Source organism: Planktothrix sp. FACHB-1365 (assembly GCF_014697575.1).
In the GTDB taxonomy this organism is placed as follows: Bacteria; Cyanobacteriota; Cyanobacteriia; order Cyanobacteriales; family Microcoleaceae; genus Planktothrix.
The window spans coordinates 17,741-38,664 of the sequence record NZ_JACJSC010000003.1; the positions used below are offsets into that span (position 1 = coordinate 17,741).

Genomic DNA, 20,924 nt, shown 5'->3' on the forward strand with positions numbered 1-20,924 from the left:
GAACACCGAACACCGAACAGGGAATTAGAAATGTATCAATAATTCTGTCTGTGCTAAATTAACTCGATTTTGATGAAATCCTAAATTTTGAAAGGTATCTAATCTGGGTGTTGATGAATTGATTATAGAGCAAGTTGATCGTTTTCCATCAAGTTACAATTAAACGTTGATTTGTTGTTTCCCTTTTGGGTTAAAGATAAAGGCTGAAGCCCAACAACGAATTGTCTGGTTTAGATTATACTAAAATGAATCCTGTTAGATAAACTCAGCAATGATTAAAATTTTGCATCTTTCGGATATTCATTTAGGGAGTAGTTTTTCCCATGGTCGAATTAATCCTGAAACGGGGTTAAATAGCAGATTAGAGGATTTTATCGCTACCTTGGGACGTTGTATTGATCGAGCGATCGCAGAACCCGTTGATTTAGTTTTATTTGGGGGAGATGCCTTTCCTGATGCCACCCCTGCTCCTTATGTTAAACAAGCTTTTGCGGCTCAATTTCGGCGGTTAGTAGATGCAGAAATTCCCACGGTTTTATTAGTGGGAAATCATGATCAACATTCCCAAGGACAAGGGGGAGCCAGTTTAGGAATTTATCGCACCTTAGGGGTTCCCGGATTTGTTGTGGGGGATAGCTTAGAAACCCATACCATTCAAACCCGAAATGGAGCCATTCAAATTATTACTTTACCTTGGTTAACCCGCTCAACATTATTAACTCGCCCTGAAACCGAAAAACTGTCTTTAGAAGCCGTTAATCAACTGTTAATTGACCGTTTAACCGTTGTTTTAGAAGGAGAAATTCGGAGTTTAAATCCAGAATTACCCACAATTTTATTAGGACATTTAATGGTTGAGAGAGCGAATTTAGGAGCCGAAAGATTTTTAGCCGTTGGTAAAGGATTTAATATCCCGCTTTCCCTCTTAACTCGCTCTTGTTTTGAATATGTCGCCCTAGGTCATGTCCATAAACATCAAAATCTTAACCGCACCAATGATCCACCTGTTATTTATCCTGGAAGTATTGAACGGGTTGATTTTAGCGAAGAAAAAGAAGAGAAAGGATTTGTATTAATTGAACTCGAAAAAGGGAAAGTTAAATGGGAGTTTTGTGCTTTACCCGCTCGTGCTTTTTGTACGATTAAAGTTGATCTATCTAAAAGCGATGATCCTCAACAAATGGTAATAAAAGCCATTCAAAAACATAAAATTGAAGCAGCTGTTGTGCGTTTAATTTATCAACTGCGTTCAGAGCAATTGGATTTAATTAATACCGCCGAATTACATGATCTTTTAAGGAGTGCCCATACCTATACTATTCAACCGGAATTAGTCAGTCAGTTAGCTCGACCCCGTTTACCGCAATTAGGAACACAAGGGAGTAGTCTGGAACCGTTAGATGCTTTAAAAACCTATTTAACCAGTCGAGAAGATTTGCAAGGATTTCAATCTGAAATGATGGAAGCTGCTCAACTGTTGTTAGCGGGAGAAAAATAGAATCAAGATTCAGGGGGAGAATTATGATTCCGTTGTTGCAACGTCCGTTCAATTAAGCCAATTAAATGCTGCGGATTTGACTCTGAACTAGGATTCTCTTCTGGGGTGAGGGCTAATTTTTCGATTTTAGAAATCAAAGAAGGAATCAACTCAGGACTCATATTTTTAGCTTGTTCTACAATTAAAATAATTAAATTCGGATCATAATTATCAATCAGTCTCTCTAATTCCTTAACAACCAATTCTGCCCGTTCTAACTTTGAGAGAATAGAACGAGCAATCTCAGCGTCATTTTCAGCAATATCTTGAAGTTTTTGAGAATGAAATCTAAAATGATTTGCTACTTTATTCATCTGCTGATTGACATTTAAAATTTGATTGAGCAGTTGATTGATTTCTAAATTAATCCGACTAAATCCTTGGGAAGGAGTTTGAGATTGATGAGCAATAATAGAGGCTTGTACTGCTAAATGACGAATTTGTTGAAGAATCTTAGCAATTAAATTACACGCCGAGTGAATAGATTCTAAATCATTAGAAATAGATTCACTAATCCTTTGAACATGACTTGTATTAGCATGGATAGAATTTGTACTAACATAAATTGAATGAAAAGATTTGTTAGTTTCTCCAATCACTAGCTGACTTAATTGTAAAAAATCCTCATTAATCTCCGTAATTTTTTGTGCAGTTTCAAAAATTTCCTGTTGCTTAATTTTTAAAAAATCACCATAATTTTTTTTGATTACTTCTTGTTGATTTTGATAATATTTTGTATATTTTTTTAACTTTCTTTTTTCAGTTTCAATGATTTGAAAAGATTGTTCAACTTGGGATTGTTGCTGCTGAATCAAACTTTGAGCATGATTTAAGAGTTGATTTTGAGCCAACAATAAAGTTTGAATATCCAGAATCCGATAAAATTGATTATCAAAAATAACAACAATCGGCTCATAAATTAATTCTTTAGAGCGATTCAAGGCACTATTGACAGCATCTCCAATTTTACAATTTTGATCCAGCAACAAGGCGGGAATCCTCAGATAATCGAGCAGCATTTGAATCGGTTGATTGAAATACAAATTTTCTCGCTGGGTAGTATTCACTTGTTCTCGAAACTTCGCCCGTGAAATCATTCCCAAGAAGTGGCGGTTATCCATAATAATCACGCCCGGTAAATCGGGGTTTTGGGCAAACTTCTTAGCCACACTCTGGCCTAAAGTGCTAGAACTGACGGTAAAGTCATAAGAAAGGACAGAAGCTAAGGTAGAATCAAAAGTGATGGGAGATTGGCTGCTCATTCATTTTGGCGGTTCAACGCAAACAGGGTTTCTTCCAAGATCATACTGATGAGGTAAGACTGTTCTGTCCATCTTAGAACCGTAAACTCACAAATAGCTACAAAAATGGCTACAACCTTTTTGTTTTTTCTTCCTCCCCCCTATTCTTTAGAGTGACGGTTATATAAGCCTGTGGACGATGCCTTATACCAGCAGCTTCAACAAGAACGACTTCTGAATCAAGTCACGACTCAGATTCGTCAGAGCTTGGATTTATCGGTGATTTTGTCAACTGCGGTTAAACAGTTGCGACAATTTTTATCGGTTGATCGGTTGCTCATTTATCAATTTGAGCTAGAATACCTGTCAACGGTAGAAGCCCCTGAATTAGACGGGGGAGGAGAACGAACCTTAGAACAATCATCCCAGTTCTTGGGTAAAAATGTCCCAGGATATGCCTGTGGAAAAGTGACCTATGAAGATCGCTCTTCTCAGGAGATTCTTTCCGTTTTAAATTTATCAGAAGATCAGCATTGTTTTAAACAAGAGTGTAGTTTTTTAGATAAATATCGTCAAGGTTTTATTAAATCCGTTTCTAATGTAGAACATGACTATGCTCACACTCCCTGTTTTATTGAATTTTTAAAACAATTTCAAGTTCAATCTCTCATCATTGTTCCCATTGTGGTTCAAGACAACCTTTGGGGTTTATTAATTGCTCATCAATGTCTCAAACCCCGCCAGTGGAAAACAATGGAAAAACGATTTTTAAAAAAAATTACCCAACATTTATCCATTGCGATTCACCAAGCCCAACTCTACGCCCAACTTCAACAACAAAAACAAACCCTAGAACAACGAGTCCGAGAACGAACACAAGCCCTGCATGATGCTTTATTAGGAGCACAATCTGCCAACCGAGCGAAAAGCCAATTTTTAGCCACCATGAGTCATGAATTACGCACCCCCTTAACTTGCGTGATTGGCATTTCAGAAACATTATTACGCTACTCTGGAGAACAACAAGCCAATCAAAAAATGCCCCTTGATAAGCAGCAACGGTATTTAAAAACAATTCATGATAGTGGCGAAAAGTTACTGGGACTGATTAATGATATTTTAGATTTATCCGAAGTAGAAGCCGGAAAAACTGTCCTCCAGATTAGTGAATTTTCTTGGTCTAAATTAGTCCATCAAAGTCTAAATTCTTTTCAAGAAAAAGCTCAAAATCATCAGATCAATCTCACCAGTGATGTTAAAATAAAACCACACCAAAACCGATTTACAGGAGATCAGGAACGGATTCGGAAAATTATCTTTAATTTATTAGAAAATGCCATCAAATTTACCCCGGATGGCGGTCGAGTTACCTTGAAACTTAAGGTGGACAATAATATCGCTATTTTGCAAATTGAAGACACGGGAATTGGAATTCCTGATGATAAAATGCCCTTATTATTTGAAAAATTTCAGCAGTTAAATTCCGCTTATGACCGTCAGTATGAAGGGACAGGGTTAGGATTAGCCTTAACAAAACAATTAGTAGAATTACATGGAGGTGTGATTCATGTTCAATCAACCACTGGAGTAGGTTCTATCTTTACCGTACACTTACCTGCTTTACCTTTAATGTCTCAAAAACCTCAAGGTGAAATTACGGAATCTCCGTTTAAAACTTCTCTGCCTTCAGTGTATCTTAATTCTCCTCGTCGCAAGTGTGTTTTAATTGAACGGGATGAAGAAACCGCCACTTTAATTTGTGATTTATTAACCGCCTCTGGATATCAAGTGGTTTGGTTAATGGAAGGATTTACCGCCGTTAAACAAATTGAACTGTTACAACCAGATGCTATCATTATTGACCTGAATTTACCGGGACAATTCAGCCATGAAATTCTCAATCAACTTCATCATCAACCCCAAACCCAAAAAATTAAAATTTTAGCCTTAACCTATGAAAGCTGCTTTCTTGAGTCCAAAGTTAACCTATCCTTTGAATATTATGATTGTTTAGTTAAACCGATTCAACCTGACGAATTACTCAATAAAATGATAGCCTTAAAAATGAATTAAATCTTAACCCATTTTACCCTTTACTGTTCACCTTTAACCATGAAATCAGAAATTTTGTTACCCTTAAAACAGGGATTAATTGTATCCTGTCAAGCGCCTGTTGATTCCCCTTTGCATCATCCGATTGTGATTTCAGCCATGGCGAAAGCAGCCATTAATCGAGGTGCTGTGGGGGTGAGAATTGATACCCCCACTCATATTGAAGCTGTCCGTCAACAGGTTTCTCAACCGATAATCGGCTTATGGAAACAACAAATTCCAGGGTTTGAAGTGTATATTACCCCTCGATTTGAAGATGCTGTCGCCGTTGCTAAATCTGGGGCTGATATTATTGCCATTGATGCGACATTGCGAGAACGTCCCCAAGGAGAAACTGTTCGGAATTTAATTCCTAAAATCCATCAAGAATTAGGGAAATTAGTGATGGCGGATGTGGATAGTTTAGAAGCCGCTAAAATCGCCGCAGACGCAGGTGCAGATTGTGTTGGAACAACATTATATGGTTATACCCAAGCCACCCAACATCAATCACCTCCCAGCTTTGAATTATTAACTCAAATGGTCAATCAGTTACAAGTTCCGGTGATTTGTGAAGGGGGAATTTCTTCCCCAGAAATGGCGAAACAAGCCTTAGATTTAGGTGCTTATGCCGTCGTTGTTGGGGGCGCTATTACCGGAATTGATCTGTTAGTTCAAGCGTATCAAAAAGCGGTTTCTGCATAAGGGAATCGGGAATAGGAAAAGGGGAATAGAGCCAACAATTTATTGTATGGGGTGAGAATGATCTAAAAATCGTTGATCTAATTTAGCCAATAATGCTCCTAGGGTTTCAGCGATAATACTGACTAATCGATAAAAAGCGATGACACTTAATAAAATCGGGGCTGAAAATTGGTGACTCAATAAGGCTAAAGCCGTTGCTTCAAAAACCCCTAATCCTCCCGGTGCGCCGGGAATTAATAACCCTAATAACCAAGAAAAACTATAAGCTCCCAATAACAACGAAATTTGATTAAAATGTACGCTCTGGAAAGCTAATAAAACAAACATAAACCCCGACCATCTTAATAAAATAAACCCCACTTCTCCCAACAAAGGTCTGAAGGGGTAATGGTCTAATTGACAAGAGGGTTGTTCAGGAAATTCAGAAAGTTTATTTTTAAATTTTGACTTTTCTAAAAATCTCAGAATCGGGTTTAAAATAATAGGATGAATCCCAATACCCAGAGCAATTAAAGCTAGAATTTGTAAGATCCAATAGGGACTACGATAGCTAACTAAAGCCACTCCTAATGCTGCCGTTGCCATCATTAAGGGTTCTAATAATACACTTAAAGCAGCAGCTTCTAGGGCAATACCAGAATCCTTCATTGCCACAATTCGCCCATAAAAATGCCAAATATTCCCCGGCAAATATTTAGCAATATTAGTAATTAAATAAAGTTGTAATCCCCAACGAGGTCTAACAGGTTGCTTAAACTCTTTGACAATTCCTAACCACACCCAAGCTGACCAAGTATGAGCAAAAAGCGTTACCACAAGAGCTACGGCAAGATACATCCAGCCTGTTGAGGTAATCTCAATTTCTGAAATTTCTTGCCAATACTTTCTAAAATTTGCAGCCAAGAAAAATAAGGTTCCGCCTACAATCATCCATTTTAAATACGGCTTAACAAAACCGAGGATGATTTTTATCGGCTTGAGGAAACCACCGGAGGTTTGAAGTTCTCCATCTGAGTTGGGCTGCTGAATTTTAAGTTTTGTGGGTTGCATTTTAGAGTCCTAATGAGTGAGTTGAAGCAGTAGGTTGATAACTAGAAATGACTCGTCCTACCCCTCGCAACTGTTGAAAATAATACTGAATACAGGCATCCCCTTCTGGTAATAAGACATCTATTTTAATTCCATTTCGACCGTGTTCACGCCCCGAACTATGAATATATTGTCCTTCTGTCAGGTACAATCCAACGTGGGTGGCTTTTTGGGGCGTTCCAAAAAAGATCAAATCCCCAGGGAGAAGACTAGAAAAATCTAAAGGGTCTCGATGGAAGGTTATCGGTTGTGTAAAGGCTTCCTGTTGATACGCATCTCTGGGTATCCAAATTCCCACCGAAGCAAATGCAGCTTGCATTAAACCCGAACAATCATAATCAGGGCCGACTGTCCCTCCCCACAGATAATAATTGGGGGTTTCCATTGCAGCTTGAGTAAACTCAATAACCTGGGGAATGGCGGCTTGAATTTCAGCTTCGGAGAAAACCGGGGCGTGATAAGGTTGAGTCGCAATCTCTAAATGGTTTTGATCACCCGTGCCTAACCAAGCCGTATAATCGTCTTCGCAGAGTTGTACTAAAATACTCATTGAACGATTAATCTGATTTTGGGGTTCAGGAAGCCAACGTAAATGACGTCCTTTTCTCGCTTGCGTCGCTAAAGTTTTGCACTCGCTCGAATCATAGAGATCTAAATTCTCTCTACAGATATACTCAATCGAATCTGATAAACATTCAACCATGATAGATGAGTCGATAGAAAAATACACATCCACAACCAACCATTAACCGTTAACCCTCAACCATCAACAACAATGACTTTTTTCCATTTCGATGACCAATTAGAAACCCTCGGCAAAGGCATTATAGATGCAACGCGCACACAATTTCCATCTGTAGCGGAAAATCAACTCGCCATGACCTGGTTAGTTTATGACCCCCCCATTTCGGTCAATACCGGAGGAGCCTTAACCCCGGAAGAGTTTTGGAAATATCCTGTTCGTGGATTTCATTATCGGGGAATTGAACGAATTTATCCCGCTAGTATTGTCAAATTGTTTTATTTATTAGCTGTTTTTGAATGGAAAGAGAAGGGGATGTTACGAACAACCCCAGAATTAGAACGGGCGACGAGAGATATGATGATTGATTCGAGTCATGATGCCACCAGTTTAGTCGTTGATGTGTTAACGGGAACCACCAGTGGCCCCGAATTACCTACAGGGCCGTTTGAAACGTGGAAAAGTCAACGCAATTTGGTTAACCGTTATCTGAAAACCCTGAACTGGCCGGAATTTGAATCGATTAATGTTAATCAAAAAACGTGGTGTGATGGGGCCTATGGTCGGGAACGAATTTTTTTAGGAGAATTAATGGAAAATCGCAATATGTTAACCACAAATGCAACAGCAAGATTATTGCATAGTATTATCGGGGGTGTTGCGGTTTCTTCTATGGCTTCGGGTCTGATGATGAAATTAATTAAACGCAGTCTTGACCCCAAAGAGTTAGCAGAAAATCCAGAAAATCAAGTTACGGGTTTTTTGGGTGGTGGACTCCCGAAAACGGCAAAATTGTGGTCAAAAGCAGGTCATACTAGCCAAGTTCGTCATGATGCTGCTTATATTGAACTTCCTTCTGCTCGACCCTCTATATTAGTGGTATTTACAGAAGGAAAAGCTCAAAGTAAAAATCAAGAACTCTTACCTTTTATTTCCCAAAAGGTTGTAGAAGCAATTAAAACCCTTTAAAGCAACTCAGTAATCTTTTAATGTTTCTGTTGTTCCTAAATGAGCAATGGGTCATCAAACAGAGGAATTGTTAGGATGGCTTACTGTTGTATAAAATTTGCCTCATGTTGCCAAATAAAATCAGCAATTGCTGAATCCTCTGAAAGCAGAAACTCTTCATCTTGAGATTGAAATAGGATAGATTTTTGAATCAAAGGATGATCAATGAACCGCCTTTTTACCCGGTTTGGGATTCCATAGCCATAAACAATATGACCTTGACCTGCTAAGACAATGACCTGAAAATCTGGGTTATTTTTAACAAAATTTGCGATCGCATCTGCCATGGTTTCATCCCATAAAATTTGAGCTTGGAAAAATCGCTCAAAATTCTCACTGTTACCGTGATTTCCTTGATGATGTTGTTGGTAAATCTTCAATAACATTTCTCGATATTCAGAAGGATTGAGATCAATTTCCGACAAAGGCGGAATATATTGTTGTTCAGATTTTGTTAATCTTTCTAACCCTTCTCGTGCGACTTTGCGGGTGATTTCTGTGGGGGTATTAATCGCTAAAATCGGAATTTTCTGCTGTTGAGCAAATCGTACAATTTCAGCATAATTTTCCCAAGGAAACCCCCAACGTTGATGATATTGGCTTTGTTCTATTAATTGAGATTCTGTTATTTCTCCTGTTAAATATTGATCTAAAATATTTTGATAGGGACGTTGAAACATCTCCATTGCGATCGCGATTTTAGGATTTTGTTGAAATAAAGCTTGAATTAATTGCAATTGAGCTTGATGATCTTTAACATTATTGTGGGTTTCTCCTAAATAAATAATATCCGTTTCGGTAAGCTTTTTAATCAAATTATTACGATTATTTTGATTAAAAATTGCCGAAGATTCTGATAACGGTGTTGCCAAGCCTTGTTGAGTTAAAGTTGGAAAGCCACACCCTAATAAAACTCCCAAAGAATAACTTAAAGCAGGTTTAAATAAACAAATTTTCATAACAATAGTTGAGAATAAAGAATTGGGAAAAAAGAGGGACAAAAATTTTGATTTTAGTATCAGTCTATATCCTAACTAAAGTCAGTGATCCCCCCTAACCCCCCTTAAAAAAGGGGGAACAAGAGATCTAAGTCCCACTTTTTTAGTAAGAAATATCCTACTTAACCCTTCTAAAAAAGGGGATAAAGATCCTACCAAGTCCCCGTTTTTAAGGGGGATTTAGGGGGATCTAATCTCGGCTGTAATCAGATAAAAACTAAGCATTTAACTTAATGACTCCACAGCCTAAACGTCCGCCTCCAGCACCACCTTTTACTCCCGTTGTACCTTGATCTTCATCAACATGAACAATAAATGCACTACCATCTTGATCAAATAAACTTAATGGCCCTGGGGATATACTCACCCGATTTGTGGTGTAAGTTAACACGGCTTTTCCATTCGCATCTGCCACTAAATTGGGTAAATCTCCCATGTGAAACGGATGGTTAGCATCAGGATTTGTGTCTCCAAAAGGCCCTGGATCAAAATGACCGCCAGCCGCGTTAAAATCGGGTTCACAACTGCCTTTTTGATGAATATGAAAGCCATGTTTTGTATTAGCAGGTAAACCGCTAATTTCGGCTTGAACCTGGACTAATGGTAAAATATTGTCGGTTTGAATTTGCGTTAAGGTTACTGTTCCTGATAACTGTGATTCTGAAGTTCCCTGAACAGCAGCCTCAGCTTTTAAAGCATTAGTCGCTTCTGAAATATTGGGTTGAGTACAACTCACTAGAAACACCAAGATTAATAAACATCCCCAGAAAAGAGAACCGATCTTTTTTAGGATTGCCATTGGATTTTCTCATCAAGAATAATGTTAGTTTATCATATTAAATCTGATTTTAACAAAGGATAGGGGGTAATACCTATTTAACCCCCTAGTAAGTCTTAGGTTTTTCTGTATTATCTACTAATCCGAATTTGTTCTCTGGAGTTAACGACCTCTGTAAAATAATCTTGAATTAACTTCGGGTCAACAGTTATAATTCCCTGGGGGCCAAACCAACGATTAACAAGTTCAACAGAACTCGCTTCCCCATCAAGATAGCCTTGCATGAGTCGGATAATTGAATAGTTGACAATATCCAAGAATTTAGAGTTATTTTCAGGAACGATACAGGCAATCCCTTCTCGATTATAAGGTTGATTAACGGTGGTCATAAACGCATTAGGTTGACTGACGGTTTGACGATATCCTTCTAAAGCAATCATATCGGATGCTAAGGCATCAATACTCCCGGAATTAACAGCTTCAAATCCTTCTTTCAAGGTAGAAATTGGAACAAACGTTGCATTAGGTTGAACCAATTTAATCACCTGTTCTGCAATGGTTTTAGGCAACACACCAATGCGTTTACCCTGTAAAGATTCGGGAGAACCTAAACTACTTCCTGCTTTTAATAAAAGGGTTGTACCACTTCTAGCTAAAGGCACAGAGAAATCAACAAATAAATCCCGATTCCAAGTAAAACCGACATTACAAGCTAAATCAATTTCTCTCTCCTCCATCTTCACCATTGCATTTTCAGGGGTGATTGTGACAAAATCAATTTGAATTGAGCGTCCCAATTGTTCTTCAACCCGTGCTTTAATTAAATTCACTAAATCTACCGAATAACCGACTAATTGACCTTTATCATTCACATAAGATAAAGGAACAGCTTCCGTTAAAGTTCCAACGGTTAATGTTCCCGTCCGTGCTGCCCGTTCTAAAACGGTTTCTGCATGGCTGGTTAAGGAAAAACCCAAAGTTAATCCTAAACTCATTAATACCGTCAACACTGTTTTTTTAATCATTGATACGCCTCAAAAATTGGGTTAACCTGCTGGAGAATAATGGTAAGATTATAGCAAACTCTTGCAATATGAGATATAATCCTGACAGAAAATAGATTGACCGGAAAATAGAGCACCCAGTAAACACAACGACATGAAAATTCAAACACCCACCGGATTTGTCGGTTTTATTTTATCTCTTTCAGCTTTAAATGTTGCTGTCGCAGAAGCTAAAACTGCACCTACATCTTCATCTTCTGAACAATCTGTTACCACCCTTGAACAACGGTTGTCTCGGTTATCGGCTACAGTGAAAGCTCAACAAGAACAACTCTCTGAATTGGCACAATTACCCCCAAATATCGGCATTGGCCTGGGTTGGGCTAATGGTAACGGTCGAGGCTGGGTAAATGGTCGTGGTGGTGGAGGTTGGGTAAATGGTCGCGGTGGTGGAGGTTGGGCTGATGGGGGGGGCGGTTTCTTTAATCGTCGTTAGAGTTTAGGGAATCAGGCTTAGGGCCTTAAGTCTTAGCCTGGTTACTGAATTGCGATTGTACTCGGTTTCATTTTATATTTTTGGTTATGATTCCCGATTTTAATATTACTGATTTTGGGCCGATTAATTTAGTTGTTCTGCAAACAACATCCTTTTGTAATTTAGATTGTGATTATTGTTATTTACCTAATCGAGAACAAAAAAATCAATTATCTTTAGATTTAATTCATCCAATTTTTAAAACCATTCTAACGAGTCCATTTGTACAGCATGATTTTAGCGTCTGTTGGCACGCGGGAGAACCTCTCGCTGTTCCGATTTCTTTTTATGAATCAGCTTTTGAATTAATAGAAGAAGCGAGTCAAAACTATAATTCTAAATCTTATAAAATCTGGCAATCTATTCAAACTAATGCCACCTTAATTAATCAAAAATGGTGTGATTTATTTAAAAAACATGATGTATTAGTTGGCGTGAGTCTTGATGGCCCTGATTTTATCCATGATGCTCATCGTAAAACCCGTAAAGGCACAGGAAGTCATGAAAGTGCGATGCGGGGAATTTCTCTATTACAAAAAAATGATATTCCGGTTTATATTATTGCTGTCCTCACCGAACAATCCTTAGATTATCCCGATGAAATCTTTAACTTTTTTATCGAAAATAACCTGACTGATGTGGGGTTTAATTTAGAAGAAACAGAAGGAATTCATCAATCTTCTTCCCTAGCCAGTCGAGAACTTGAAGACCGATATAAAGCTTTTATTCAACGAATCTGGGATTTAACCGCCGCAAATCAAGGACAATTTAAAATCCGAGAATTTGAAAACCTCTGTAACCTTATTTATAAGGATTGTCGTTTGGATAAAACCGATATGAATTCTCCCTTTGTCATTGTTAGTGTTGATTATCAAGGGAATTTTTCAACCTTTGACCCCGAATTATTATCGGTCAAAACCAAAGACTATGGAGATTTTATTTTAGGTCATGTATTAACCGATAGTTTGGAGTCGGTTTGTCATACCGAAAAATTCCATAAAATTTATCACGATATGAAAGCAGGGGTAGAAAAATGTCAGCAAACCTGTCAATATTTCGGAGTTTGTGGGGGTGGCGCAGGAAGTAACAAATATTGGGAAAATGGAACCTTTATTTCTACAGAAACCCATGCTTGTCGCTATCGGACTCAAATTATTACAGATGTTATTTTAGAGGAATTAGAAAAAATCTATCATATAGAGCAAGCCTAAATAGATTTAAGACCAAGGCGTGTTAATTTAAGCCCAGAAATAAATTTCAGGCAAATCATTATTGCACAATTCGAGAACTTCTGATGTTATCCCCAGAGGATGTTTCGTTATCCCACAAGATTACAATACGGTCTGGTCTGGATCTTCTGTGTTGACTTTTGAGCCATTTAATTCTGTTAATCTGGTTAATAGTTCTTCACGGGATAAATGAGGCAATTGTATAATAAATTGTGTTAATTCCACAGTAGATAATGGTAATAACTGTTCGATGAACAAGTATAATTGATCATCTAAACAACCAAAATAGGAACAAAATAAGTTTTCTATTAAACTGCGTCTTTCTTTGCATCTAATTTCTTCTAACTGTTGTGTCACCAGATAAGAAACTTGCATCACTAACTCTTGATTGATTTGATGATTGAGGGTAGGTTGACCTTTATTTTGAAACTGATTTCTATTTTCTTGTGTTTCATCATCCGGTGTTATAGGGTGTTGAAGATCAGATTGGAACACATTTGAATCACTGAAACCAGAACAAAATTTAGTGATATTTAAGTTAGCCCCTATCAAACTATAATCGTTTAAACTAGCTCCACTCAAATCAACTCTGTTATGATTTACAGTAGACTGATGTTTTTTAAAGTATCGTTTAATAACCGCTTTTAAATTCTCTTTTTTAACCTTTTCATCAAAAGCTTTTGATAATTTTTTCCAAAGTTTAGCACCTACATCTTTAATATAATTAGTCTCATATCCAGAGTCATTCGCAATTTCTCCATAAGAACGTCCTGCCCAACATTCTCGAAATACTAATTCTTGAACTTTATTGAGGTATTGATCGTCTAAAACAACTTCCACAATTGCCAAAGCTTCATCAACAGTCATATTTCAAAGCGGTTATAAAATTTATTGGAATAAGTCAACGGAAGTATAGAAATTTCTTGTTTGTCTCCAGTTCAGAACACCTACCTTATTTAAAAGAGGTTTGCGTCATTAGATCTGTAATCTCCTCCAAAGGTCAGGCTAGATTATATCTCTGATCAATAAAAATCTATCTTGGGAAATAGATTTTACCGCAATTTTAAGCAATATATTACTTTTTACTTACTTTTTGCTTACTTTTTACGACAGTCAAAATGGATACAAACCGCTACACTCTAGGCAGAACAGTTAGCTAACTCTTCAAACCCTTCGCCTAAGTAATCATTATACAGGCGAAGCCATTCTGTTTTGACTTATCTTTCTTTGCACCAGACGTTTGATAAAACGCCTCTACTTCAACTTAACCCGATCTTCTTTACCTTTCTATACAATGCCAAACAACTTAAAACACATTTTAACCTTCTCTGACTTCATTCTTGATCCAGCTTGTTTATCAGGACATTTGATATTGATTTTATGAACCATTCAAGCACCCCCGCACTCCTAACCCAAGCATCACAGATTTCCTAGTTAGCAGACAACTATTCAGATAATGAAGGTAATACCAGATGACTAACAGCCCAGATCCCAATGGCCCTTGGAAATGCACTGGAATTCCCCCTGGGTCGCACTTAGAAATGGACAATGAGGGAGATGAATGCGACCACCCTAAATGTAAGAACACCCGTTCGGGGATTATACAACCTAAACCTCAGCCTAATGGTAATAAAAGTAAAAAATTTGCTCCTATTGTTTCTGTTTTAGTTGTAGCTGCCCTTTTAGGTGCTGGGTGGTGGTGGCTTAAACCGGGTCAAACCCCAGAAGTTCCTCCAGAGACTCCACCAACTACCAATCCTCCATTTCCACCGCCTCCCCCCTGTTGTAGCAGTGGTGAAAAGGTTATGTTTATTGGAAAAACTAACCCTGATCGAGAGAATGGGATAAAGGAATTTAAGGCTGGGAATTATCGACAAGCCATTAAAGACTTTGAAAAAGCTGTAGACGGTGATCCCACCAGTCCCGAACTGCAAATTTACTTTAACAATGCTAAAGCCCGTCACACCGGAAATCCTTTTGTTTTAGCTGTTGTGGTTCCTATTGATTCCAATGAGACCTCCGCCGAAGAAATCTTGCGGGGGGTAGCCGATGCTCAAACTCAGTTTAATGATTCTAAAGGCTTAAACAACCAATTATTAGAAATCATGATTGGTAACGATAGTAATACTCCCGCTATTGCCACAACAGTTGCCCAACAACTTGCCAATCATCCCAATATTTTAGCGGTGATAGGACATAACAGTAGTGATGCCAGTAAAGCCGCCTTAGTGGAATACGAGAAGGCGGGAATAGCAATGGTATCCCCCACCAGTACCAGCACGGAATTATCAGGAAATAGCTTTTTTAGAACCCTGCCTTCCGATGTGGTTTCTGGGGCTAAGTTAGCCAACTATGTTTGGAAGACTTTAATTTTGGATAGAGTCGCAATTTTTTATAACCCTAAGAGTAGTTATAGCAATAGTTTATACCAAGTCTTTGCTCAAAAGTTCCAACAGTTGGGTGGGCAAGTTGTTAAAACTATTGATATCAATGATTCAGAATTTAATGCTGAACAAGAGATTAAAGCGATTCAAAATCAGGCTCAAGCTCAAGCTATTGTTTTATTTCCTAATACAGATACAACCTCAAGGGCTATCAATGTTGCACGCGCGGTGGGCAACGAACCTGCCTCACAACGCCTCACACTCTTAGGGGGAGATGCTCTCTATAGTCCAGAGACGCTAACGTCCGGTAGCAATGCTGTTGAGGGGTTAATTTTAGCAGTTCCTTGGGTTGCTGAAACCGACTACGCCAAAAGAGCCGAACGGCGATGGCAAGGAGACGTCAGTTGGCGAACAGCGATGAGTTTTGATGCCACACAAGCCTTAATTAAAACTTTATCGAGTGGTGCTTCTCGAACAACAGTATTGCAAAACTTGAAAAATACAAATTTATCTTCTTCAGAAACCGCAGGAGAAGCATTGGTTTTTGAACCAACAGGCGATCGCCAAGCTTACCCGATTTTAGTTGAAGTGGTACGCAGCCCAGGGGGGCCAAAGGGTTCATCTTTTGCCTTTAAACCCATTAGATAAAAGGAGAACCCATGCCACTTTATCCCAATCAACCTTTTTGGCGCTATGGAATTTTTCAGTTCTCTGCAATTTTAACCGCAGTCTTCCTTGTCTTAGCATTGCTGACTTCTCAACTGATTTTATTTCAAGAATTAGTTACAGTTCAAATTGCCTTGGATCTGAGCAGCAGTACCTATAACCAAGTTTTTAGAGGCCCAGGAACAGTTATGCAGCAGGAAATTGATGCCGTTAAAGCCTATATTGCTAAGAATGCCACCTTAGCAGAACCGAACCTTTTATCGGTTTCAGGATTTGCTGATCAAGTGATTCCTATTACACAACAATTTACCAGTAATCCCCAGGAAATTGACCAAGCCATTGAGCAAGTTGTGAAACCGGGTTTAGATTCCCAAATTGGAGGCGGAACCAATATTGATTTAGTTGTCGAAAATGGATTATCTCAACTTAAAAACAACTCAGGCAGATGTCCAAAATTATTAGTTATTACTGATGGAGAATTTGATTTAGCTGAACCAACCGTTAATCAAGCTCGAAATAGTGGGGTAAAATTAAACTTTTTAATTGTGGGTCAACCCGTTACCCCTGAAATTTCAAACTGGGCAAGTCAAACCGGAGGAATTGCTTTAAATGCGACTCCAGAAAATATTTCAAAGCTCCTAACCCATCAAGTATTTAATCAATTTAATCGAAGTCGATTTACCCCTTGGTTTTTAGGATTCGGATTCATATCCTTGATGTGGATGTTATTACTTCCTTTAGATCGCTTAATTAAATCAATGAAGATTCGGGCTGATTTTTCAGGAATTATTGCACTTTCCCATGCCCTATTTTGGACAGTGGTAACGCCTCTATTTCTGCTGTTTGAAGTGGGCAATCCTTTTGCCCGGTGTTAACAGCTATTAACCATCAATTTATTGGCATCAATAAATCACAATTATTAACTTACTATAAAAGGGTAAAAATCATGGTTGACGATATCAAAAACTTTGTTCCTACTTTAGTGATTGGGGTTGGAGGTACAGGCTTAGAAGTGATCACTCGAATTCGGCGATTAATTGTTGAATCCTACGGAAGTTTAGCTAACTTTCCACTGATATCGTTTCTGCATATTGATACTGAACAAAACTATAAAATTAAAGACCCGAATATGGCAGGGCCAGCGTTAGAAGCGATGGAGAAATTTTGGTCGGAAGTTAAGTTGCAAGATGCTCAAGCAATTGTTCAACAGAAAAATAACTATTCTTGGTATCATGAATGGCTACCCCCAGAGTTACAACCTCAACAATTAGTTTCTCAACAAGGTGCAGGTCAAATTCGGGCTTGTGGTCGTTTTTCCTTTTTTTATAACCGGAATAATATTCAACAAAAATGTCAAGATGCCAGAAACAGAATTAATATAGGTCATGATGTCACAATTGAGGGTCAAACTTTTCCTGTAAAACCGAAACTGAATATTTTTGTGGTGGCTTCCATTTCAGGGGGAACTGGAAGTGGAATGCTAATTGATTTAGGTTATTCCTTAAAGGAATGGTTTCAAGGAGAAAATGGTTTAGAAATCACCGCAATTGTTCCTTCGCCTGATGCTTTTCAAGGGGTTGGTGCAGGACTGAGACTCAAAGAAAATGGTTATGCAGCATTAATGGAATTAAATTATTTTTATGATGTCAATACAGAGTATCGAGTTAAATATGGGCCGTTTGCAACTGATCAAATCACTAACAAGCTTCCCCCTTATGATTTTATGTACATTGTGGAGACAAAAAATCAATTAATTACTGTAGACATTGATGAAATTCGGGAAATGATGGCTCAAAATATTTTCCTCGATTTAGTTTCTGACTATTCTTCCTATAAGCGCACGGTTCGAGATAATATTAGAGCTCAAATTGCAGCCGTTAATGATCAACCACTGATTAATAAAAATAACCAAAATCAACCCATAGGACGGAATTACCCGCGTAATTTTTATAGTTTTGGTATCTCTACTCTTGAAATTCCAATTTATCCAATTCGCAAGTATTTATCTTCCCGTTTAACTTCTGAACTGTATCAGTGGTGGTTAAAAGAAGAAGTTAGACTTCCGAGTAATATGGCTGTCGAAGTTGACAAAGAGCTTAAACAGTTAGAACTCCTTCAAGGAGAAATTATCAAGAAAATTGTCATGAGTGTTGATGGTTTAGGATTGCTAAAAAAAGTTGAAGAATTTATCGTTTCTTTAGAAGATGAAATTCGTCGAGATCATCTTCTTGAGTGTACGGCACAACTCCCGAACATTCCCCCCTTTGCTAAGGAGGAAGGGACAATTTTACGATTTAACAGGTATCTGGAAAACAAAGTTAATCAATTTAAGCGGGACAATTTACGAGATGATCAAATTAATCAAGGAGAGTATATTAAACGGATGTATATTAATCAAGAAACGTTGTTCTCAGAGGCTAAGAAAAAATTACAAAACAAAGTGTGTGATTATCTTTTAAACAACCATTATGGCTCTCAATATTTAATAAAATTTTTGGAAGGAGTTAAGAAGAAGTTTAATAGCGAGCTTGCTTCCTTAGAAACGGAAGCTAGTGACAAAACTTGGGAAACTGAAGAAGACGATAAATTAGCAGAATACAATAAAAGGTGTTCAATTATTCAGGAACTTAGCAAGCGTTGGTCAGCAACAAAAGAAAGCGATATGAAAGGACATTGTGATGAAGCTTTAAAAGCATTAAAGGATTCTTTGAAAGCTGGAATACAACGTAAATCTCGGCAGATTACGGCTGAAACTTTGCGCGATTTAGTGAAAAGTGTTGAAGATTTAGAAAGTCGATTAAATCGTTGGATTCAAAAAGTTAAAGCCTCATCAACTAAATATCAAAAATTAGCCAAACAACAAGAAAACAAAGTTGATAGTCTTGAATTTTTAGGATTGAAGTTATTTAAGGGAGCAGATCTTCAGGGTAAACTATCAAAACTTCAGGAACTGTATAGTGATTTTTGTATGGTTTGGAATGGAAAAGATGTTTTATTTAAACAACTCACTGATGATATTATAAAAGACATAAATAAAGCCAAGTTTTGGACACAATCTCGATATCAAAACCAAAAATTTCAATTGTTTGATATCGAAAAACTTGATCAGAGTCAGTATCCTCAATTTGAGCAACAAGTTGCTAAAATTACCCAGAAAGCAATTAAAGATGCTCCTGCTCATAGTGGGTTAGATCAATATTTAGATGCTTGTAAGCTGTTTATGATATTGTATCCAGATCCTGGTGTTCAACAGCAGCAAATTGAGTCATTATTCAACAAATCTAAACCTTTAGTTCGTTTGGATACAAGTATTTATCAAGGCAGATTTGACCCTATCGAAGTTCATCAAGCTGGAATTGTTGGTGGTGAGAAAACGACTGAACCTGATGCTCAAAAACTGGTAGAATTACTGAAAAAATTCTTTACTAAAACAGATGCGATCGCGCCTTTATCTAACCGTGAACGTCATAAAATTTTAGCAGTTCATGAAGTCGGTGGATTTTCCCTACGTTGTTTAGCGGGAACAAAAATTCTGCGTCAAGAATATCAAAAATGGCGAGGGGAACGAATTCGGGCAGAGCGAGCTATTCTGCAAGGACAAACACAACAAAATTTACCCATCCCAGTTCATTTGCAAAAAGATATTGTTTTTTGGGATCTTGTTCCACCTGATCCTACCCTAGAAGAGTTAGTTTTAGTTAGTCGAGCTTTTGGGTTACTCCAAGAAGAAATTAACCAAAACACTCAAAAATCTGTAATTCGTTATCGTAAAAAAACTGCACTTGGAGAGGATGTGATTACTTTATCTTCGAGTTGGGAAGATGCTATTCAAGTCTTGGAATTACCAGATTGTCAGGATGATAAAACTGAGATTAAACATCAGTTAGAGGAATTATTAGACAATGCTGTAACCGAACCTCAAAAACAGCAGTTGAAAAAACAGTTAGAGGATTTCTTAAAAGAACGTCTGCAAACGGTTTATCGCAAAATTGGTGCAAACGATCCGCTATATTTACGGGAACGAACTATTATTCAAGAATTCATCACTGAACATAAATTAGGAACGAATAGTAACCCAACTCCTCCTAAACCAACTGCGACAACAGATCATAAATTGGGGTTTAGTGTAACTGATCAGCCTGAACCTCCTTCTAACCGTGCAGCAGAAGTTGAATATGAGCAATATTTAACTCAATTATCCGGTATTGGAATGCCAGAAGAAGCTTTGCAAATTTCAGCTAAAAATAAAGCCAATCAGCTTAATTTGAGTCAGGAAGTGAGCGATCGCATTTTAAATCGATTTCTCAATTCTTAATAAATGGATCTTCAGGGCGGGTCTATCCCGTCCTTGACTTATTGTTAATGAAAAAGTGAGGCGATAGTTTTATGAAAAGCTCAGTTACAGATTTATTAGGAAATACTTTAACAATTGCCGTCAATCAAACTGCGATCGCAGCTATTACAGGATATCAAAAATATCTCTCCCCCCGTAAAGGTTTTTCTTGTGCTTATCGAGTCTTACATGATAGCGATTCTTGTTCGCAACATATCAAAAGATTGATTGCAAAATATGGTATAATTGATGCAATTCCTTTAGCTCGTAAACGATTAAAAGCTTGTAAAAACGCTTATATAATTCTCAAAAGTGAAACAGAAGAAGAACGACAGCGACGTCAAAATCGAACCAGTTGTCAGCCCGGTTGTGATTGCAAACCTAATCTAGAAGATTGCTGTACAGGGTGTGATGGGCCTGATTGTGATGTAGGTGATTGTGGTTAAAATTCAAAATCACATCCAACTTGATGTGTTAGATTTTTGGCATCATCTTGATGATATTAGATATCAACCCTTCTACTATAGCCTTGTTGATTTTTTTTTGTAGTTGCGATCGCCCCCATCAACTCCTCAAACCTAAGA

Annotated in this window: 17 protein-coding genes; 10 read left to right on the top strand and 7 right to left on the bottom strand. The window is 37.8% G+C overall.

Annotated features, from left to right (window positions below):
• The first annotated feature begins 271 nt into the window (after positions 1-271).
• Positions 272-1,498 carry an exonuclease subunit SbcD gene (gene sbcD / locus H6G57_RS06025; protein WP_190516875.1) on the top strand — a complete coding sequence of 409 codons (1,227 nt, stop codon included), beginning with the start codon at positions 272-274 and terminating at the stop codon, positions 1,496-1,498.
• Positions 1,499-1,500: 2 nt separating this feature from the next.
• Here sbcD and H6G57_RS06030 read toward each other — a convergent pair whose 3' ends face one another.
• Positions 1,501-2,799 carry a hypothetical protein gene (locus H6G57_RS06030; protein WP_190516877.1) on the bottom strand — a complete coding sequence of 433 codons (1,299 nt, stop codon included), beginning with the start codon at positions 2,797-2,799 and terminating at the stop codon, positions 1,501-1,503.
• A gap of 171 nt (positions 2,800-2,970) precedes the next feature.
• On the opposite strand from H6G57_RS06030, the gene H6G57_RS06035 reads away from it, so the two are divergent.
• Together H6G57_RS06035 and H6G57_RS06040 are read left to right on the top strand one after the other, a co-directional pair.
• The gene (locus H6G57_RS06035) at positions 2,971-4,851 is read left to right on the top strand and encodes an ATP-binding protein (protein WP_190516878.1); all 1,881 of its coding nucleotides are present in this window, start codon (positions 2,971-2,973) and stop codon (positions 4,849-4,851) included.
• 39 nt (positions 4,852-4,890) lie between these two features.
• Entirely contained in the window at positions 4,891-5,574 is a 684-nt protein-coding gene (locus tag H6G57_RS06040) for an N-acetylmannosamine-6-phosphate 2-epimerase (protein ID WP_190516880.1), read from the top strand.
• Between the two features lie 39 nt (positions 5,575-5,613).
• Here H6G57_RS06040 and H6G57_RS06045 read toward each other — a convergent pair whose 3' ends face one another.
• Both H6G57_RS06045 and H6G57_RS06050 read right to left on the bottom strand, forming a co-directional pair.
• A complete protein-coding gene (locus H6G57_RS06045; RefSeq protein WP_190516882.1) occupies positions 5,614-6,624 on the bottom strand; it encodes a lysylphosphatidylglycerol synthase transmembrane domain-containing protein in 1,011 nt (336 codons plus the stop codon).
• 1 nt (position 6,625) lies between these two features.
• Complete coding sequence (locus H6G57_RS06050; protein WP_190516884.1) at positions 6,626-7,366, bottom strand: C40 family peptidase; 741 nt, start codon at positions 7,364-7,366, stop codon at positions 6,626-6,628.
• Positions 7,367-7,438: 72 nt separating this feature from the next.
• Between H6G57_RS06050 and H6G57_RS06055 the strand changes: the two genes are divergently transcribed.
• Positions 7,439-8,374 carry a serine hydrolase gene (locus H6G57_RS06055; RefSeq protein ID WP_190516885.1) on the top strand — a complete coding sequence of 312 codons (936 nt, stop codon included), beginning with the start codon at positions 7,439-7,441 and terminating at the stop codon, positions 8,372-8,374.
• Positions 8,375-8,454: 80 nt separating this feature from the next.
• Here H6G57_RS06055 and H6G57_RS06060 read toward each other — a convergent pair whose 3' ends face one another.
• The 3 genes from H6G57_RS06060 to grrP form a co-directional block, all read right to left on the bottom strand.
• Positions 8,455-9,372, bottom strand: coding sequence for a ChaN family lipoprotein (locus tag H6G57_RS06060; protein ID WP_190516886.1), 918 nt, complete (start codon positions 9,370-9,372; stop codon positions 8,455-8,457).
• Positions 9,373-9,628: 256 nt separating this feature from the next.
• Positions 9,629-10,210 (bottom strand): superoxide dismutase family protein, encoded by a 582-nt coding sequence (locus H6G57_RS06065; RefSeq protein ID WP_190516888.1) that lies wholly within the window; start codon positions 10,208-10,210, stop codon positions 9,629-9,631.
• A gap of 110 nt (positions 10,211-10,320) precedes the next feature.
• Complete coding sequence (gene grrP, locus H6G57_RS06070; protein ID WP_199314017.1) at positions 10,321-11,214, bottom strand: extracellular substrate binding-like orphan protein GrrP; 894 nt, start codon at positions 11,212-11,214, stop codon at positions 10,321-10,323.
• Between the two features lie 133 nt (positions 11,215-11,347).
• Between grrP and grrA the strand changes: the two genes are divergently transcribed.
• Together grrA and grrM are read left to right on the top strand one after the other, a co-directional pair.
• Positions 11,348-11,689, top strand: coding sequence for a GrrA/OscA1 family cyclophane-containing rSAM-modified RiPP (grrA, locus tag H6G57_RS06075; RefSeq protein ID WP_190516889.1), 342 nt, complete (start codon positions 11,348-11,350; stop codon positions 11,687-11,689).
• Positions 11,690-11,775: 86 nt separating this feature from the next.
• Positions 11,776-12,939 carry a cyclophane-forming radical SAM/SPASM peptide maturase GrrM/OscB gene (gene grrM, locus H6G57_RS06080; RefSeq protein WP_190516891.1) on the top strand — a complete coding sequence of 388 codons (1,164 nt, stop codon included), beginning with the start codon at positions 11,776-11,778 and terminating at the stop codon, positions 12,937-12,939.
• A gap of 120 nt (positions 12,940-13,059) precedes the next feature.
• Here grrM and H6G57_RS06085 read toward each other — a convergent pair whose 3' ends face one another.
• Positions 13,060-13,824 (bottom strand): hypothetical protein, encoded by a 765-nt coding sequence (locus H6G57_RS06085; RefSeq protein ID WP_190516892.1) that lies wholly within the window; start codon positions 13,822-13,824, stop codon positions 13,060-13,062.
• 605 nt (positions 13,825-14,429) lie between these two features.
• Here H6G57_RS06085 and H6G57_RS06090 point away from each other — a divergent pair.
• The 4 genes from H6G57_RS06090 to yidD all read left to right on the top strand — a co-directional run bounded on the left by H6G57_RS06090 (position 14,430) and on the right by yidD (position 20,786).
• Positions 14,430-15,989: an ABC transporter substrate-binding protein gene (locus tag H6G57_RS06090; protein ID WP_190516894.1), complete on the top strand. Its 1,560-nt coding sequence runs from the start codon at positions 14,430-14,432 to the stop codon at positions 15,987-15,989.
• Positions 15,990-16,000: 11 nt separating this feature from the next.
• The gene (locus tag H6G57_RS06095; RefSeq protein WP_190516896.1) at positions 16,001-16,882 is read left to right on the top strand and encodes a VWA domain-containing protein; all 882 of its coding nucleotides are present in this window, start codon (positions 16,001-16,003) and stop codon (positions 16,880-16,882) included.
• 71 nt (positions 16,883-16,953) lie between these two features.
• Positions 16,954-20,322, top strand: coding sequence for a tubulin-like doman-containing protein (locus H6G57_RS06100; RefSeq protein WP_190516898.1), 3,369 nt, complete (start codon positions 16,954-16,956; stop codon positions 20,320-20,322).
• Positions 20,323-20,393: 71 nt separating this feature from the next.
• Complete coding sequence (gene yidD / locus H6G57_RS06105; protein ID WP_190516899.1) at positions 20,394-20,786, top strand: membrane protein insertion efficiency factor YidD; 393 nt, start codon at positions 20,394-20,396, stop codon at positions 20,784-20,786.
• Positions 20,787-20,924: the final 138 nt, after the last annotated feature.

Bases quoted from the DNA above. Each gene is read 5' to 3' on its own strand.
- H6G57_RS06060 (WP_190516886.1), bottom strand. From the start codon at position 9,372: ATGAAAATTTGTTTATTTAAACCTGCTTTAAGTTATTCTTTGGGAGTT.
- H6G57_RS06040 (WP_190516880.1), top strand. From the start codon at position 4,891: ATGAAATCAGAAATTTTGTTACCCTTAAAACAGGGATTAATTGTATCC.
- grrM (WP_190516891.1), top strand. From the start codon at position 11,776: ATGATTCCCGATTTTAATATTACTGATTTTGGGCCGATTAATTTAGTT.
- H6G57_RS06055 (WP_190516885.1), top strand. From the start codon at position 7,439: ATGACTTTTTTCCATTTCGATGACCAATTAGAAACCCTCGGCAAAGGC.
- grrP (WP_199314017.1), bottom strand. From the start codon at position 11,214: ATGATTAAAAAAACAGTGTTGACGGTATTAATGAGTTTAGGATTAACT.
- grrA (WP_190516889.1), top strand. From the start codon at position 11,348: ATGAAAATTCAAACACCCACCGGATTTGTCGGTTTTATTTTATCTCTT.
- yidD (WP_190516899.1), top strand. From the start codon at position 20,394: ATGAAAAGCTCAGTTACAGATTTATTAGGAAATACTTTAACAATTGCC.
- H6G57_RS06050 (WP_190516884.1), bottom strand. From the start codon at position 7,366: ATGGTTGAATGTTTATCAGATTCGATTGAGTATATCTGTAGAGAGAAT.
- H6G57_RS06085 (WP_190516892.1), bottom strand. From the start codon at position 13,824: ATGACTGTTGATGAAGCTTTGGCAATTGTGGAAGTTGTTTTAGACGAT.
- H6G57_RS06030 (WP_190516877.1), bottom strand. From the start codon at position 2,799: ATGAGCAGCCAATCTCCCATCACTTTTGATTCTACCTTAGCTTCTGTC.
- H6G57_RS06095 (WP_190516896.1), top strand. From the start codon at position 16,001: ATGCCACTTTATCCCAATCAACCTTTTTGGCGCTATGGAATTTTTCAG.
- H6G57_RS06090 (WP_190516894.1), top strand. From the start codon at position 14,430: ATGACTAACAGCCCAGATCCCAATGGCCCTTGGAAATGCACTGGAATT.
- sbcD (WP_190516875.1), top strand. From the start codon at position 272: ATGATTAAAATTTTGCATCTTTCGGATATTCATTTAGGGAGTAGTTTT.
- H6G57_RS06045 (WP_190516882.1), bottom strand. From the start codon at position 6,624: ATGCAACCCACAAAACTTAAAATTCAGCAGCCCAACTCAGATGGAGAA.
- H6G57_RS06100 (WP_190516898.1), top strand. From the start codon at position 16,954: ATGGTTGACGATATCAAAAACTTTGTTCCTACTTTAGTGATTGGGGTT.
- H6G57_RS06065 (WP_190516888.1), bottom strand. From the start codon at position 10,210: ATGGCAATCCTAAAAAAGATCGGTTCTCTTTTCTGGGGATGTTTATTA.